This window comes from Nocardioides albus (genome assembly GCF_014648255.1).
Lineage (GTDB): Bacteria > Actinomycetota > Actinomycetes > Propionibacteriales > Nocardioidaceae > Nocardioides > Nocardioides albus.
Window position 1 is genome coordinate 408,106 of the sequence record NZ_BMQT01000001.1, and the last position, 15,182, is coordinate 423,287.

Annotated in this window: 15 protein-coding genes; 1 reads left to right on the top strand and 14 read right to left on the bottom strand. The window is 69.5% G+C overall.

Going from position 1 to position 15,182, the window contains the following annotated elements; translation table 11 throughout:
- Positions 1 to 10 precede the first annotated feature (10 nt).
- The 6 genes from IEY84_RS01805 to IEY84_RS01830 form a co-directional block, all read right to left on the bottom strand.
- Entirely contained in the window at positions 11 to 796 is a 786-nt protein-coding gene (locus tag IEY84_RS01805; protein ID WP_183541672.1) for an SDR family NAD(P)-dependent oxidoreductase, read from the bottom strand.
- Positions 797 to 936: 140 nt separating this feature from the next.
- Positions 937 to 2,265 (bottom strand): ABC transporter substrate-binding protein, encoded by a 1,329-nt coding sequence (locus IEY84_RS01810; RefSeq protein ID WP_183541674.1) that lies wholly within the window; start codon positions 2,263 to 2,265, stop codon positions 937 to 939.
- Positions 2,262 to 3,353: a branched-chain amino acid ABC transporter permease gene (locus tag IEY84_RS01815; protein WP_183541676.1), complete on the bottom strand. Its 1,092-nt coding sequence runs from the start codon at positions 3,351 to 3,353 to the stop codon at positions 2,262 to 2,264. The genes IEY84_RS01810 and IEY84_RS01815 overlap by 4 nt, the downstream gene beginning before the upstream one ends.
- Before the next feature lie 3 nt (positions 3,354 to 3,356).
- Complete coding sequence (locus tag IEY84_RS01820; RefSeq protein ID WP_183541678.1) at positions 3,357 to 4,235, bottom strand: branched-chain amino acid ABC transporter permease; 879 nt, start codon at positions 4,233 to 4,235, stop codon at positions 3,357 to 3,359.
- A gap of 14 nt (positions 4,236 to 4,249) precedes the next feature.
- A complete protein-coding gene (locus IEY84_RS01825) occupies positions 4,250 to 4,954 on the bottom strand; it encodes an ABC transporter ATP-binding protein (RefSeq protein ID WP_183541680.1) in 705 nt (234 codons plus the stop codon).
- Complete coding sequence (locus IEY84_RS01830; protein ID WP_183541682.1) at positions 4,954 to 5,793, bottom strand: ABC transporter ATP-binding protein; 840 nt, start codon at positions 5,791 to 5,793, stop codon at positions 4,954 to 4,956. The genes IEY84_RS01825 and IEY84_RS01830 overlap by 1 nt, the downstream gene beginning before the upstream one ends.
- Before the next feature lie 151 nt (positions 5,794 to 5,944).
- Here IEY84_RS01830 and IEY84_RS01835 point away from each other — a divergent pair, with 151 nt between their 5' ends.
- The gene (locus IEY84_RS01835) at positions 5,945 to 7,159 is read left to right on the top strand and encodes a PucR family transcriptional regulator (protein WP_183541684.1); all 1,215 of its coding nucleotides are present in this window, start codon (positions 5,945 to 5,947) and stop codon (positions 7,157 to 7,159) included.
- 72 nt (positions 7,160 to 7,231) lie between these two features.
- On the opposite strand, the gene IEY84_RS01840 is transcribed toward IEY84_RS01835, so the two are convergent.
- The 8 genes from IEY84_RS01840 to IEY84_RS01875 form a co-directional block, all read right to left on the bottom strand.
- Complete coding sequence (locus IEY84_RS01840) at positions 7,232 to 8,329, bottom strand: acyl-CoA dehydrogenase family protein (RefSeq protein WP_183541686.1); 1,098 nt, start codon at positions 8,327 to 8,329, stop codon at positions 7,232 to 7,234.
- On the bottom strand, positions 8,326 to 9,513 hold the full coding sequence (locus IEY84_RS01845) for an acyl-CoA dehydrogenase family protein (protein WP_183541688.1): 1,188 nt from the start codon (positions 9,511 to 9,513) through the stop codon (positions 8,326 to 8,328). Before IEY84_RS01845 ends, IEY84_RS01840 begins: the two co-directional genes overlap by 4 nt.
- Positions 9,514 to 9,575: 62 nt before the next feature.
- Positions 9,576 to 10,799 carry an acyl-CoA dehydrogenase family protein gene (locus IEY84_RS01850; RefSeq protein WP_183541690.1) on the bottom strand — a complete coding sequence of 408 codons (1,224 nt, stop codon included), beginning with the start codon at positions 10,797 to 10,799 and terminating at the stop codon, positions 9,576 to 9,578.
- 2 nt (positions 10,800 to 10,801) lie between these two features.
- Complete coding sequence (locus IEY84_RS01855) at positions 10,802 to 11,833, bottom strand: phosphotransferase family protein (protein ID WP_183541692.1); 1,032 nt, start codon at positions 11,831 to 11,833, stop codon at positions 10,802 to 10,804.
- Complete coding sequence (locus IEY84_RS01860; protein WP_183541694.1) at positions 11,833 to 12,468, bottom strand: HAD family hydrolase; 636 nt, start codon at positions 12,466 to 12,468, stop codon at positions 11,833 to 11,835. The genes IEY84_RS01855 and IEY84_RS01860 overlap by 1 nt, the downstream gene beginning before the upstream one ends.
- Entirely contained in the window at positions 12,465 to 13,448 is a 984-nt protein-coding gene (locus IEY84_RS01865; protein WP_183541696.1) for an NADPH:quinone oxidoreductase family protein, read from the bottom strand. The genes IEY84_RS01860 and IEY84_RS01865 overlap by 4 nt, the downstream gene beginning before the upstream one ends.
- Complete coding sequence (locus IEY84_RS01870; RefSeq protein WP_183541698.1) at positions 13,445 to 14,221, bottom strand: SDR family oxidoreductase; 777 nt, start codon at positions 14,219 to 14,221, stop codon at positions 13,445 to 13,447. The genes IEY84_RS01865 and IEY84_RS01870 overlap by 4 nt, the downstream gene beginning before the upstream one ends.
- Complete coding sequence (locus IEY84_RS01875; protein WP_183541700.1) at positions 14,221 to 14,976, bottom strand: SDR family oxidoreductase; 756 nt, start codon at positions 14,974 to 14,976, stop codon at positions 14,221 to 14,223. Before IEY84_RS01875 ends, IEY84_RS01870 begins: the two co-directional genes overlap by 1 nt.
- Between the last annotated feature and the right edge of the window lie 206 nt (positions 14,977 to 15,182).

Sequence of the window (15,182 nt, forward strand, 5' to 3'; positions counted from 1 at the left end):
GCCCACCTCACTACTGGTCGGACAGCCCGTCGAGCTCCTGGCGGACACGGTTCACGCCGTCGATCCAGGCGTCGACGTCCGAGGCACGCGTGGCGTACTCCTCGGCCACGTCGGGCTCGAGCGAAATCCAGAACTGCGAGCTCTGCCCGGCTTCCCAGACGGCATCGGCGACCTCCTCGGCGGTGAGCGCACCCTCGGCCGACCGGAAACCCGGGAGCCCGGAGGAGCGCTCGAGCATCGCGGTCTTCACGCTGCGCGCGACGATCGCCTGAGCGACGACGCCCTGGTGCCGGTAGGTGGCGGCGAGCCACTCGGCGAAGGAGATCTCGGCGTGCTCGGTGGCCGCATAGGACGGCGAGCCGAGCAGCGTGAGGAGACCGGCGGACGAGGAGGTGACCACGAACCGCCCGGCCCCGCGGGCGACCCACTCGGGCAGCAGCAGCCGTGCGGCGCGTACGTGGGCGAGGACGTTGACCTCGTAGGAGGTCAACCAGGCGTGGTCGGAGGCCTCGAGGCCGCGGCCGCGCTCGACGCCTGCGTTGCCGTACCAGGCGTCGATCTTGCCGAGCTCCTCCCGCGCCGCGTCCACGAGCGCTGCGGTGCCTGCCGCCGAGGCGGCATCGCCGGGGACCGCGAAGGCGCCGATCGAGTCGGCCACCGAGCGGAGCTCGGCGGCGTCGACATCTGCCACGACGACCCGGCACCCTTCCGCAGCGAACCGCGTGGCCATGGCCTTCCCGATCCCGCGGGCTGCTCCGGTCACAACCACGCCGCTACCGGGTGCGAGTACGTTCACGGACCGACCACCTCCAGTGGCGTTAGTGAGGGTCAACCACTGTAACCGAGGCCGGTCCGTGAACGTGCAGCAACCTACTGATCAGTACGTGTGTGGTGGGTCTCGACAAGCTCGACCACCGGTGGATCAGTATGAGCTGTTCACTCAGGCAGCCCCGAGGCGGGCGGCGCGTCCGAGGCGGCGCTGTCGTCCTCCTCGATCGGCGCGTCGCCGATGTCGGTGACGAGCACCGGGGTCAGCGGCTCGGCGGCGCCGTTCTTGAGCTCGACGACGCTCGCGCCCGAGATGCCCATGTGCGAGTCCTCGGAGAACCGGAACGGCGCGAGGCCAGGTCCCTCGAAGGAGGCGCCCTCCTTCTCGATCGTCTCCACGATCGACTCCCGGGTCAGGTCCTTGCCGTTGGCCTGCAGCGCCTGGACGAAGGTGTAGGCCTGCGACATGCCGTAGATCCGGTAGTTCGTGAGCTTCTCCGAGCCCTTCTTGGAGTACTCGTCCCAGACCTTCTGCCAGAGCTTGACCCACTCGTCGTCAGGAGCGTCGACGCCGGGGATGTACTCGGTCGTCATCATCCCGTCCATCAGCTTCACGCCCTGCTCGGCCGGGATCTTGCCCTTGGTCATCGAGGCCAGCAGGCCACCGACGAGCGCCGGGTCCGCGCCGACGTTCGAGTAGAACCACTTCGACTTGAACCCGACACCTTGCGCGGCGATCTGGCTCAGTGCTGTGTAGGAGGGTGTGTTGAAGCCGAGGACCAGGTCGACGCCCTTGGACTTGAACGACGACATCTGCGGGGAGAAGTCGGTCGATCCGCCCGGGGTGTACTTCTGTACGTCGACGATCTGGGAGTCGAGGAACTGGCGCGCACCCTTCTCGCCGTCCTCGCCGAAGTCGTCGTCCTGCAGGAAGAGCCCGACCTTCGCGTCGGGCATGTTCTCCTTGACGTACTGCCCGATGATCTTGCCCTCGATCTCGTAGTCCGGCTGCCAGCCGAACGTCATCGGCGAGGTCGCCGGGTCGTCGCCCCACTGCAGCGAGCCGCTGGAGACGAACAGGTCGGGGATGCCGTCGTCGTTGAGGCGCTGCACGACCGCGCGGTGCGTGGGAGTGCCGAGGCCCGCGACCATCGCGAAGATCTCGTCCTGCAGGATCATGTCATTGGTGACGGCGCTGGTGTTGGTCGGGTTGTAGGCGTCGTCCTTGACGACCATCTCGATCTCACGCCCGTGGACGCCGCCGTTGTCGTTGACGTACTCATAGAGCGCCTGGTGACCCGACGGGATCTCCGAGTAGCCGGGCGCGGCAGGACCGGTCAGCGGGAAGTGCGCACCGATCTTGATCGTGGTGTCGGTGACACCCACCGCCGTCCCGTCCTCGGAGGGCCGCTCCTTCCCCGCGCCACAGGCCGCGAGGAGCGAGGCAGTGGTGAGGACACAGACGACCTGAACGGCTCTGCGTGCAGTGTTTCTCATGTTGTCTTCTCCTTGGTTTGCCCGAGAGATGAGCGCGCTAGGAACATGCGCAGACTGCCGACGATCCCTGCTGGGGCGAGGAGGATGACGAGCATCAGCACCAGCCCGTAGACCACCGGAGTGACCTCCGCGGCCTGGGTTGCGCTGAGCCCGGCCGACTCACCGAGATCGGTGGCGAAGTGGGGAAGGAAGGCGAGGACGCCGGCCCCGATGAGCGCCCCGGTCAGGCTGCCCAGCCCACCGAGGACCACTGCTGCCAGCAGGGTCAGCGAGAGGGTGATCGTGAACGCGCCCGGCGCCGTGAGACGTACGTTCATGGCCATCAGCCCGCCCGCGAGCCCGGCGCACATGGCGCTCACCGTGAAGGCGACCACACGGGCCCGGCCGAGGTGGATGCCGGCCAGCTCGGCCGACACGTCGTCGTCGCGGACCGCCCGCCAGCGGCGGCCGATCCGGGACCGGCTCAGGTTGGCGAGCGCGACGAAGGCGAGGATCAGGAGAAACCAGCCGAGGTAGGCGAGGAAGGAGTACTGGTCGATCTCGGCGGCGGTGAAGAACCAGACCAGGTCCTGGATCCACACCGGCAGCTCAGCAGCCCGCGGCACCGGAACCTGGAGCCCCTGCTCGCCGCCGAGGAACTCCCACTGGTTGGCCAGGCGCGGCACCGCGACGGCCAGCGTCAGGGTCGCGCCGGCGATGTACGGCCCGTGCAACCGCGCTGCCGGTACCCCGACGATCACCCCCACCACGGCACAGACGGCGATCGCGACCAGCAGCGCGACGAAGACGTCGGCCAAGGTCTCGCCGCCGGTGCGCTCGAGCACCAGGGTGGCGGCGTACGCCCCGACGGCCATCAGGGCGCCGTGGCCGAGCGAGAGCTGGCCGGAGAGCCCGGTCAGCACCGTGAGGCCGCCGGCGGCGATGGCGAAGAAGGCCATCTCGGCGTAGCGGGTCTGCAGATACTGGCTGGAGGAACCGATGATCGCCGCCACCACCAGGAACGCGATCAGGCCGACGAGGAGGTGCCGAGCCAGCGGCACGCTCCGGACCGGACGGGTGAGAGAACGCAGACGCTCCGTGAGCTTCATGAGTCAGACCCTCCTGGCCGCAGCCGCCGCGAAGAGGCCGCTGGGACGCACCAGCAGCACCAGCATCAAGATCCCCAGCGCGACCAGCGGCGCCAGGTGCTCTCCGACGTAGCCGGTGACGTAGGAGAGCGAGAGCCCGAGGATCAACCCGCCGATCACCGATCCGATCGGCGAGTCGAGGCCGCCGAGCACCGCGGCGATGAAGCCGTAGATCACGAACGGGTCCATGAACGCCGGGTTCACCAGGTCGCCGCCGGCGATGAGCATCCCGGCCACCGCGCCCACGGCTGCGGCGAGCGCCCAGCCGAGGGTGAGCATGCGGCCCACGCGTACGCCCAGGAGCCGGGAGACCTCCCCGTTGAACGCCGAGGCCCGCATCCGCAGGCCCAGGTCGGTGAAGCGGAACAGGACGACGAGCCCGGCCATCACCACAGCGACCACGACGATGGTGAGGATGCCGAACGGGGTGATCCCGATCGAGGTGTCCCCGACCGTCATCGCGTTGGTGCTGACCGGGGCCGGGAAGCCGCGGTGCTGGACACCGAAGACGAGCGCGGTGAGCCCGTGGAGCACCATGAACAGTCCGAGGGTCAGGATGACCGCGTTGAGCTCGGCCTTGCCCTCGACCGGGCGGATGATCACCCGCTCGATCACCGCGCCGAGCACGAATCCGGCGGCGATCGCGGCGAGGAAGGCGACCCAGTAGGGGACGTCGACGTTGATGAGCGAGAGCGCGATGTAGGTGGTCACCATGGCCATCGCGGCCTGGGCGAAGTTGACGATCCGGGTCGAGCGCCAGATCAGGCACAGGGCCAGCGCGAACGCGGCGTAGACCGCGCCCAGGACGAGCCCTCCGAGGGTCGTGTCGAGAAACTGCTGCATGTTGTGTCTGCTCCTCAGAACCCGAGATAGGCGTGGCGGAGCTGCTCGTCGGCGGCCAGCTCGGCGGCCGGCGCCGAGGCGACGACCTTGCCGAGGTTGAGCACGACGCCGTGGTCAGCGATGGACAGGGCACTACGGGCGTTCTGCTCGACGAGCACGACGGTGAGCTCCTCGGTCTGCACGAGCCCGCGGAGCAGGTCGAAGATCTGGGCCACCACCCGGGGCGCGAGCCCCAGGGACGGCTCGTCGAGCAGGAGCACGGTCGGTCGCGCCATCAGCGCGCGGCCGATGACGAGCATCTGCCGCTCACCGCCCGAGAGCATGTGGGCGGTGGCCTCGCGGCGCTCGCCCAGGCGGGGGAAGAGCTCGAAGACCCGCTCGATCGACATCGGCTCGGAGCCCGTCGCGCGGTGCAGGCCGCCGAGGCGGAGGTTCTCCACGACGGTCAGCTCGGCGATGACGCCGCGTCCTTCCGGGACGTGGGAGAGGCCGTACGAGGTCAGCTTCTCGGTCGCGGTGCGGGTGATGTCCTTGCCATCCAGCTTCACGCTGCCCTTGGTGGATCTCACCAGCCCGGAGACGGTGCGCAGCAACGTGGTCTTCCCTGCGCCGTTGGCACCCAGGACCGCGGTGACCTGGCCTCTCTCCGCGGTGAAGCTGACGCCGTTGAGCGCCTTGACCGGTCCGTACGCAGCGCTCAGGTCCTCGACGGCGAACATCAGGCGTCCTCCCCATCGGCGGTCGCGTTCGTGGAAACCAGCGGATGGACCTCGGCGTTGTCGTCGTGCTCGACCTGGTCGCCCAGGTAGGCGGCGAGGACGGCCGGGTCGTTGCGGATCTCGTCGGGTGTGCCGGCAGCGATGACGCGGCCGAAGTCGAGCACGGTGATCCGGTGGCAGACCGACATCACCAGGTCCATGTGGTGCTCGACGAGCATCACGGCGGTGCGTTCGGTCAGACCGGCGATGATCTCGCCGAGCTCGCTCATCTCCTCGGCGCTCAACCCGCTGGCGGGCTCGTCGAGGAGCAGCAGCTCCGGCTCGGCGACCAGCGCGCGGGCGAGCGCGACCTTCTTGCGGATCGGGTAGGGCAGGCTGCCGGGGTAGCGGGCGGCGTACGACTCGATGCCGAGCTCGCCGAGCACCTCTCGCGCCTTGGCTGCCAACCGGGCGTCGTCGCGATGACCGAGGCCGAGCAGGCCGCGTACGAAGCCGGCGCGGGCGAGACGGTCGGCGCCGACCATCACGTTGTCGAGCACCGTCATCTTCTCGAACAGCCCGAGCCCCTGCAGGGTCCGGGCGATGCCGTGGCCGGCGAGCTGGTGCGGACGGAGAGCGTCGATCGTCTTGCCGCGCAGCCGGAGCTCGCCCTCGCCGGGGCTGACGAAGCCACACACGACGTTGAACAGGGTGGTCTTTCCCGCACCGTTGGGGCCGATGACGCCGTGCACCTCATGGGGCGCGACCTCCAAGGAGACGTCCTCGAGCGCGCGCACGCCGCCGAATCGGACCGAGACCCCCTCGACCGCGAACAGCGGGCCTTCGCCAGGCATCTGCATCGTGCTCCCTTCGCCCTGTTGTGACGGCTATCACTTTGGACTCTCCGCACAACCGGGGGTATGGGCAGTGCGCACAAAATCTTTCAGGCGCTCCGTCTGAGATTCCTTGGTTTGCTGGCGGACACGGCGGTCCGCGTGGGACGCTCCGCACATGGATGTGATGCGTGACACATCTCCCGACTCGGAACTTCGTCCGTTGGTGGAGCGTGCCTGGGCCTCCCTGGTGAGCCAGGCGGATGCGATCGCGGACGACATCACCCTGACGCTCATCGCGATCCAGCCGGAATGGCACCGGAACGCCGACCCCTCGATCCGAGCCGACCTGCGCTCGAGCACCCGTGAGCACGTACGCCGCGGCATCCGCGCCATGGCCGGGCTCACTCCGGGCGCCAATCCCGTCGACCTGTGGCGCGAGACCGGTCGGCGGCGCGCGCGGCAGGGCGTACCTCTGGAGTTCTGCCTCAACGCCTACACCGTCGGCACCCGGATGCTGTGGGAGGCGATGGTCCACCAGCAGGAGGCACTGGGGATCGACGACCGGGTGATGGTGCTCGCCGGGCGTCAGGTGTGGACCGACCTGGACGTGCAGAACTCGGTGATGTCGGGGGCCTACCGGAAGGAGGCGGCGCTGCTGCAGCGTCGCGACCTGCAGCTCCAGGGCCGGCTCCTGGACGGGCTGGCGGAAGGCCGCGGTGGCGACCCGGCCTTCGCCGCCGAGGTGCAGGACATCCTCGGGGTCGCCGCCGACGCGCAGATGGCCTGTGTGGTCGCCGCCTTCGACGGCAACCGCGACTCACCGTTGCGCAACCCCGACGACCGGCTGGAGAAGAACGGTCTGATGTCGTTCTGGCATGTCCGCGGTGATCACCACTTCGGGCTGGTCCCGCTGGGCTCGCGGCCGGTCACGGACGCCGTTGCCGATCTGGTCGCCCAGCTCGCCGGCTGCAACTCGGGCCGCGTCGGGATCGCCACCGCCGACGACCTGAGCGGCTTCGGCACTGCCTTCCAGCTCGCCACGCACACGGTGGAGACGGTGCCCCGGGGGCGTACGGACATCGCGGTGGTCGACGAACGGCTCCCGCAGGTGCTCCTGACCGCCTCCCCGGCGGTCTCCCATCTGCTCATCCGCCGCACCCTCGGCCCGATCCTGACCCAGCCGACGCACCAGTCGGACGTGCTGTTGGCGACGCTCCGCGCCCTCATCGCCCACGGCGGCTCCCCCACCCACGCCGCGCAGGACCTGATCTGCCACCGCAACACGGTGATCTACCGGATCAAGCAGATCCAGGACCTCACCGGCCGGAGCATCACCAACCCCCACGACCGCCTTCTGTTCGCGCTCGCGCTGATGGCCCTGGAGAAGTAGCCGAGACGTCACTCCCGTCGGCCGAGTTGGCACCGGGGTGCCAACTCGGCCGACGGGAGTGACGCTTCGGCATCAGAGGTCGACGAGCGCCCCCAGACGGTCGCGGTGGAGGCCGGGGAGGCCGAACGCGATCTGGTCGGCCTTGGCCCGCTTGAGGTAGAGGTGGGCGGGGTGCTCCCAGGTCATCCCGATCCCGCCGTGCAGCTGCACGGCCTCCTCGGCCGCGGTGACGGCGAGATCACCGCAGTACGCAGCGGCGACATGGGTCGCGATCTGGGCCTCCTCCTCGTTCCCGAGAGCCAGCGCCCCGGCGGCGTAGCGTGCGGCCGCGCCGGCGCCTTCGACGCCGGTGTAGAGGTCGGCGAGCCGGTGCTTGAGCGCCTGGTAGCCACCGACGATCCGGCCGAACTGGCGCCGCACCTTGAGGTACTCCACCGTCGCGGTCAAGCACCACTGCGCCACCCCGACCTGCTCGGAGGCCATCAGCGCGGCGCCGGCGAGCAGAGCGGAACGTACGGCATCCGCGCCGTGCTCCGCGGACACGACGATCTCGCCGGCCGCCGGGTCGAGGCGTACGTCGGCGAGCTGACGGGTCATGTCGAGCGAGCTCACCGGGGTGATCGTCGCCTGGCCGGCGGGGACGGCTCGGACCTCGGTGCCGGCGGGCGTCGCCACGGGCACCAGGAGCGTGTCGGCCTCGAGGGCACCGGCAACGGATCTGACCGTGACCTCCTCGGGCTCGAGCGGCTGAGTAGTCGTGGCGGTCAACGGGACGACCAGAGCCGCGGTGCGCTCTCCTGCCGCCAGGCCTCCCAGCAGCTCCACGCCCTTCTCGGTGGGCGCGACGAGCAGGGCAGAGGTCGCGACCACCGCGCTGGTCAGGAAGGGCACCGGGGCGACCGAGCGCCCCAGCTCCTCCAGGACCACCGCGGCCTCGCGGGCGGACGCTCCGGCTCCGCCGTAGGACTCCGGGACCAGCAGACCGGCCAAGCCGAGCTCGACCGAGAGGCCCTTCCACAGGACCGGGGCGAGGGAGCTGTCGCCGTCGTACGCCTTGACGACCTCGGCAGGTTCGCAACGCTCGGACAGGAACGACCTGACCGTGGCACGCAGGTCGGCATCGAGCTCGTTGTCGAGCAGTTCGACCTCAGAGGTGGGCACAGTGCTCATCGCGGGATCTCCTTCCAGGAAACGTCCTTGTCGACTCGGTGCTCCCCGGGGAGACCGAGGACTCGCTCGGCCACGATGTTGCGCAGGATCTCCGAGGTGCCGCCCTCGATGGAGTTGCCCTTGGCACGCAGGTAGCGATAGACGGCGTCGCGGCCGCCGAAGTCGACGTGCTCGGGCCGGACCATCGCCCAGCCGTCGCCGTCCTCGTAGCGAAGGCCCTCCTCGCCGCGCAGCTCCAGGTCGAGCCCGGTGAGCTGCTGGTTGACCTTGGCGAAGGTCAGCTTCATCGCCGACCCCTCGGGGCCGGGCTGGCCGACGGCCAGCTTCTGCCGCAGGCGCGTCCCGGTCAACCGGGCCACCTCCGACTCGACCCACAACTTCAGGAGCCGGTCGCGCAGCTCCGGGGTGTGGTTGTCCGGATGCGTACGCCACGACTCGGCCACGAGGCCGAGCATCCCGCCCTCACGAGGCATGGCGGCGCCACCGATGGCGACGCGCTCGTTGTTGAGGGTGGCGTTGGCGACCTCCCAGCCCTGACCGACCGCGCCGAGCCGGTGGGCGTCGGGGATCCTCACGTCGGTCAGGAAGACCTCGTTGAACTCGGCCTCGCCGGTGATCTGGCGCAGCGGACGTACCTCGACGCCTGGATCGTGCATGTTGCACAAGAAGTAGGTCAGACCGCGGTGCTTCGGGACGTCCGGATCGGTGCGCGCGACGAGGATCGCGAAGTCGGCGTTGTGGGCGCCCGAGGTCCACACCTTCTGGCCGTTGACGACCCACTCGTCGCCGTCGAGAACCGCCCTGGTCGCCAGCCCGGCGAGGTCGGAGCCGGCGCCGGGCTCGGAGAAGAGCTGGCACCAGATCTCATCACCGCACCACAGCGGCTCCAGGAACCGCGACTTCTGCTCCGGGGTGCCGTAGGCGAGGATCGTCGGCGCGGCCATGCCCAGCCCGATCCCGTTGCGCCGGGGGTTGTTGTCGGGGGCGCCAGCTGCCGCGAAGAGCTTGTCGACCTGCGGCTGCATCGCCCGCGGCAGCCCGAGACCGCCGTAGCCCTCCGGGAAGGCGACCCAGGCCAGACCGGCCCGGTAGCGGGCGTGCAGGAACTCCCCCGGCGGCGTTGCCGCCGGGTCATGTGCGGCGAGGAACTCCTCTACCCGCGCGGTCAGATCTTCGGGTTTCATCACACCTCTGCTCTCGGATTGGCATTCTTCGTGGGGTGGGTCTCGACGAGCTCGACCACCGATCAGGCCCGTCGAGCGGCCTGCTTACGCAGCTCCGCCTTCGCCAACGCGTTCTTGTGGACCTCGTCGGGGCCGTCGGCGAACCGGAGGGTGCGGATGCCGGCGTAGGCGCGGGCCAGCGGGAAGTCCTGCGAGAGCCCGCCGGCGCCGTGCGCCTGGATGGCCTTGTCGAGGATCCACTGGACAGTCGCCGGGGTGGCGATCTTGATCGCCTGGATCTCGGTGTGGGCGCCCTTGTTGCCGACGGTGTCCATCAGCCAGGCGGTCTTCAGGACGAGGAGGCGCAGCTGCTCGATCCGCACCCGGGACTCGGCGATCCAGTCGCGGATCACTCCCTGCTCGGAGAGCGGCTTCCCGAAGGCGACGCGGTCCTCGACCCGAGCACACATCAGCTCGATCGCCCGCTCGGCGAGCCCGATGGAACGCATGCAGTGGTGGATGCGGCCCGGACCCAGGCGCGCCTGCGCGATCGCGAAGCCCATGCCCTCGGTCCCGATGAGGTTGCCGACCGGAACCCGGACGTCGGTGAAGATCAGCTCGGCGTGGCCGCCGTGGTCGTGGTCGTCGTAGCCGAAGACCTCCATCCCGCGCTTGATCTCCAGGCCGGGGGTGTCACGAGGAACCAGAATCATCGACTGCTGCTTGTGACGCTCGGCGGTCGGGTCGGTCTTGCCCATCACGATGAAGATCTTGGCGTTGGGGTTCATCGCGCCGGTGATCCACCACTTGCGGCCGTTGATGACGTACTCGTCACCGTCGAGCGCGATCGAGGTCTCGATGTTGGTCGCGTCGGAGGAGGCGACGCCCGGCTCCGTCATCGCGAAGGCGCTGCGGATCTGTCCCTCCAGAAGCGGCTCGAGCCACTCCTTCTGCTGCGCGTCGTTGCCGAAGTCGTGCAGCACCTCCATGTTGCCGGTGTCGGGCGCGGCGCAGTTGAGCGCGGCCGGCCCGAGGTGGCTGCGACCGGTGATCTCGGCCAGCGGGGCGTACTGCAGGTTGGTCAGACCCGCGCCGCCCTCACCGGGGAGGAAGAGGTTCCACAGGCCGCGCTTGCGGGCCTCGGCGCGGATCTCGCCGAGGACCGGGACGGTGTCCCAGGCCCACTTGTCGTCCTGGGCGGCGAGCTGCTCGTGGAAGACGCCCTCGTTCGGCTCGACGTGCGTCTTCTGGAAGTCCTGCAACGAGGCGACGAGCTCCTCGGTCCTGGCGTCGGGTTTGAAGTCCACGCTTACTTTCCCTTCATCGCGTTGATGCCCATGTCGAGGAGCGGGTGGATCCCGTCCCCGATCTTGTCGAATCCGGGCCCCACGGTCTGGCCCTTCAGGTAGCGGTAGTGGATCCCCTCGAGGATCGCGGCGAGCTTGTAGGCGGCGAGCCCGCGGTAGAAGCCGAACTCGCTCAGGTCACGCGGGCTGGCGGCGTCGTAGCGGGCGATGATCTCGTCCTCGGTGAGCCAGCCGGGCGCGTTGCTGACGTCGGTCACGGTGCCGTCGCCGGAGACTTCTGCCATCTGCTGGTAGGTGAGCAGGATCGCCAGGTCGGTGACCGGGTCGCCGAGCGTGGCCATCTCCCAGTCGACGACCGCCTTGATCTGGTCGGCCTCGTCGGTGAGCACGTTGTCGAGCCGGTAGTCGCCGTGCACGATCCCCGGCCCGGTCGAAGCGGCCTCGGCGGCACCGACCCGCGCCTCCAGCAGCGCGTGGAGCTCGTCGGCGGCGGGGAGGTCGCGGGAGTACGACGCGTCGAGCTGTTTCTTCCAGCGCCTGACCTGCCGCGAGAGGAACCCCTCGGGGCGGCCGAACTCGCTCAGCCCGACCTCGGCCGGGTCGACCGCGTGCAGCGCGGCCATCACGTCGATGAGCTGCTCGGAGATGGCGGTGGTCCGCTCGGGACCGAGCGGCTCGAGCTCGCGGGCGAAACGGTAGGGCCGGCCGTCGACCTTCTCCATCACGTAGAACGGCGCCCCGAGGATCTCCTCGTCACCGCAGAACGCGTAGGTGTGCGGCACCGGCACGTCGGTGTCGCGCAGCGCCGTGATCACGGTGTGCTCCCGCTTCATGTCGTGCGCGGTGGCGAGGACGTGGCCCAGCGGCGGGCGCCGGACGATCCACTCGTGGGTGCCGTCGGAGACGGCGTACGTCAGGTTGGACTTGCCTCCGGAGATGTGGGTGGCACTCAGCTCTTCCCCGGCGCCCGTCACGTTCTCGGCCAGCCACGGACCGAGCCGGTCCAGGTCGAGTCCAGGCAGAGAATCGGTCATCACGCGGCACCTCCGAGGGCGGGAATCATGCTGGCGAGCGCTGCGCGGGTGCTCGCCGGATCTGTGTGCAGCAGTGCGTCGAGACCGACCGCCCGCGCGCCGAGGACGTTGGGCTCGGCGTCGTCGATGAAGAGACACTCCTCGGCCGGCAGACCGAGCCTGCTCAGAGTGCGCTCGAAGATCGGCCGCTCCGGCTTCCGCATAGCGACCTCCTCGGAGATCACCACCACCTCGAACAGCGAGTCGACCTGCTTGCGGGGGTAGAAGTTGCCCCAGCTGTTGGAGAGCAGGGCGAGCCGGATCCCGGCGTCGCGGAGCTCCTCGGCCAGCGCGAACATCTCCGGGTTGGGCCGCATCCCGGCGAAGAGCCGGGACAGGACGCCGTTGGGCTCGACCGGGCCACCGTCGTACGTCTCCAGGCGAGCGGCCAGGAGCTTGTCGAACTCCTTGACCGAGAGCTCGCCGAGCTCGAGGCGGTGGATCGGGGTGCCGGCGTCGGCGTAGCGGCCCAGCCACTCCTTGAGCACCTTCGTGAAGCTCTCCGGCTTGATACCGTCAGCCGCCAGCCAGGTCCGGATCGAGTCGCCGATGGGCGTGGTCAGCACCCCGCCGTAGTCGAAGATGACAGCCTTCATGCGACGTACACGACCCGTCCGACCGTGGTGCCGTCGGCAAGACGCTGGACGCCGTCGGCCACCTCGCCCAGGGACAGCTCCTCGCTGACCAGGGGCTTGATCGAGCCCTCGTCCGCCATCCGGGTGAGCTCGGCGTGGCACTCCTTGACGAGCTCGGGTCCGAGCATGTTGTAGAGGCCCCAGTGGAGCCCGACGATCGAGTAGTTCTTGATCAGCGAGTGGTTGAGCGCCGCCTCCTGGATGCGGCCGCCGGCGAAGCCGATGATCAGGATCCGGCCCTCGAAGGCGATGCACTTGGTGGAGCGGTCGTAGGTGTCGCCGCCGACGGGGTCGTAGATCACGTCGGCGCCCTTGCCGCCGGTGACCTCCTTGACCACCTTCACGAAGTCTTCGGTGTGGCGGTCGATGACCACGTCGGCGCCGAGCTGCTTGGCGACCGCAGCCTTCTCCGGCCCACCGACGACACCGATCACGGTGGCCCCGGCGGCCTTGCCGAGCTGGATCGCGGCGCTGCCGACCCCGCCGGCCGCGGCGTGCACGAGCAGCGTCTCGCCGGGCTGGATGTGGGCACGGCGGTGGAGCGCGAACCAGCCGGTCTGGTAGCCGATGTAGAGGCTCGACGCCTCGGCGTCGGTGAGTGCCTCCGGCGCCGGGAACGTGGTTGCGGCGTCCATCAGCGCGAGCTCGCCGAAGCCGCCGTACGGCAGCGATCCGCCGCCGATCACACGGTCCCCGACGTTGAAACCCTCCGCGCCTTCGCCGAGCGCGACGATCTCACCGCACAGCTCGACGCCCGCGGTGAACGGGAGCTCGGGCTTGACCTGGTAGAGACCTCGGGCCATCAAGACATCCGGGAAGTTGGCCGGGCTGGCCAGCACCTTCACGACGAGCTGACCGGCTCCGGGGGTCGGGTCGGGCACCTCCTCGAGCCGCATCACGTCCTTGGGCTCGCCGAGCGAGCCGATCCGCCATGCCTTCATACCTGTCCTTCCACGTGCTGCCAGAGTCGATTCATCCCGCCGAGCCACTTGTCGGTCTGCGTGGCGCGCGCGGCGTAGTAGTCGCCCACCTCCGGGTGCGGCAGCACCAGGAAGCGGTCGTCCTTCGTCGCCTCCCAGGCGGCCTCGGCGACCTGCTCGGGCGTCAGCGTCCCGTCGCGGCCGAGCAGGTCGGCCATCTGGCCCGACCGCTCGAGCATCCCGGTCTGCACGCCCTGCGGGCAGATCGCCTGGACGACGACCCCGTGATGGCGGTACGTCGCCGAGAGCCACTCCGCGAAGGCGACCGCGGCGTGCTTGGTGACGGTGTAGGTCGGCGCGCCGATCATCATCAGCAGCCCCGCCGCGCTCGCCGTCACCACATAGCGACCACTCTTCCGCTCGACCCAGTCGGGGACGAGGAGCCTGGCCGCCCGGACGTGCGCCATCACGTTGACCTCGTGCGATGCCTGCCAGTCCTCCTCGGGGCAGTCCAGGCCGACACCGCGGTCGATGCCTGCATTTCCGTACCACGTGTCGATCTGACCGAGGTGGTCCTTCGCCGCACCCACCAGGCGTTCCACGCCTTCGACGGAGGCCGCGTCGCCGGCCACCGGGTGGGCGCCGATCTCCGTGGCCGTCTCGGCAAGACGTACCTCGTCGATGTCGTTGACCACGACGCGGACGCCCTCGGTGACGAGGCGGGCGGCCAGGGCACGGCCGATCCCACCCGCGGCGCCGGTGACGACGGCGGTGCTGTCGGGAGCGATGGGCATCAGACGCGTCCGCCGGCGAGGGTGAGGCCGCCGTCGACGGTGACGAGCTGCCCGGTCATCCAGCCTGCGTCCTCGGAGAGGAGGAACGCGGCGGCACCGGCGATGTCCTCGGGGGTCCCGAGGCGCTTGAGCGGGTAGGCGGCCGAGACCTCCTCCTCGCGGCCCTCGTAGAGGAGCTCGGCGAACTTGGTCTTCACCACGGCCGGGAGGATCGCGTTGACACGTACCTTCGGGCCGAGCTCGACGGAGAGCTCCTGGGTGATGTAGCTGAGCATCGCCTTGCTCGCGCCGTAGGTTGCGATCAGCGGCGTCGGGGCGAGACCGGCGACCGAGGAGATGTTGACGACCGCGCCGCCGTGCTCGGACATCCACTGCCGCCAGACCTGCTGGGTCCAGCCGATCGGCGAGAGGCAGTTGACCTCGACGGTCTTGCGGGCCGACTCCCGGTCCAGGTCGATCAGCCCGCCCGCCTTCGGGTTGATGCCGGCGTTGTTGACCATGAAGTCGGCGCTGCCGAAGGTGTCGATGGCCGCCTTGACGACCTCCTCCTGGTGAGCGGGGTCGTCGGCCTTGCCAGCGATACCGAGGGCGTACTCCTTGCCCCCGAGAGACTCGACCGCCTCGGCCAGCGCCTCGGGCTTGCGGGCGGTGATGACGACCCTGGCGCCCTCGTCCACCAGGCGCTGGGCGATACCCAGCCCGATCCCTCGGCTGGCCCCGGTGATGATCGCCGTACGTCCCTCGAACCTCGACATGTTCCATCCCTCGTCTGTGCTCGGCTAATCTAAGCGCTTGCTTAGGTGGTGATGACGGTCACTCTACGGGGTAGCCCAAGAACATGGAAGGTCGATGTCCAAGCAATGCCGAGAAGTCAGGTACGTCGGCCGAGACGTCACGCCGGCCGGCCGAGACGTCACGCGCGTCGGCCGAGACGTCACGACGGTGCCACCTCGACCGACCG

Excerpts from the sequence above, each read along its gene's own strand:
- IEY84_RS01835 (WP_183541684.1), top strand. The coding sequence starts at position 5,945 with ATGGATGTGATGCGTGACACATCTCCCGACTCGGAACTTCGTCCGTTG.
- IEY84_RS01870 (WP_183541698.1), bottom strand. The coding sequence starts at position 14,221 with ATGCCCATCGCTCCCGACAGCACCGCCGTCGTCACCGGCGCCGCGGGT.
- IEY84_RS01825 (WP_183541680.1), bottom strand. The coding sequence starts at position 4,954 with ATGTTCGCCGTCGAGGACCTGAGCGCTGCGTACGGACCGGTCAAGGCG.
- IEY84_RS01860 (WP_183541694.1), bottom strand. The coding sequence starts at position 12,468 with ATGAAGGCTGTCATCTTCGACTACGGCGGGGTGCTGACCACGCCCATC.
- IEY84_RS01840 (WP_183541686.1), bottom strand. The coding sequence starts at position 8,329 with ATGAGCACTGTGCCCACCTCTGAGGTCGAACTGCTCGACAACGAGCTC.
- IEY84_RS01875 (WP_183541700.1), bottom strand. The coding sequence starts at position 14,976 with ATGTCGAGGTTCGAGGGACGTACGGCGATCATCACCGGGGCCAGCCGA.
- IEY84_RS01810 (WP_183541674.1), bottom strand. The coding sequence starts at position 2,265 with ATGAGAAACACTGCACGCAGAGCCGTTCAGGTCGTCTGTGTCCTCACC.
- IEY84_RS01820 (WP_183541678.1), bottom strand. The coding sequence starts at position 4,235 with ATGCAGCAGTTTCTCGACACGACCCTCGGAGGGCTCGTCCTGGGCGCG.
- IEY84_RS01855 (WP_183541692.1), bottom strand. The coding sequence starts at position 11,833 with ATGACCGATTCTCTGCCTGGACTCGACCTGGACCGGCTCGGTCCGTGG.
- IEY84_RS01865 (WP_183541696.1), bottom strand. The coding sequence starts at position 13,448 with ATGAAGGCATGGCGGATCGGCTCGCTCGGCGAGCCCAAGGACGTGATG.
- IEY84_RS01830 (WP_183541682.1), bottom strand. The coding sequence starts at position 5,793 with ATGCAGATGCCTGGCGAAGGCCCGCTGTTCGCGGTCGAGGGGGTCTCG.
- IEY84_RS01815 (WP_183541676.1), bottom strand. The coding sequence starts at position 3,353 with ATGAAGCTCACGGAGCGTCTGCGTTCTCTCACCCGTCCGGTCCGGAGC.
- IEY84_RS01845 (WP_183541688.1), bottom strand. The coding sequence starts at position 9,513 with ATGAAACCCGAAGATCTGACCGCGCGGGTAGAGGAGTTCCTCGCCGCA.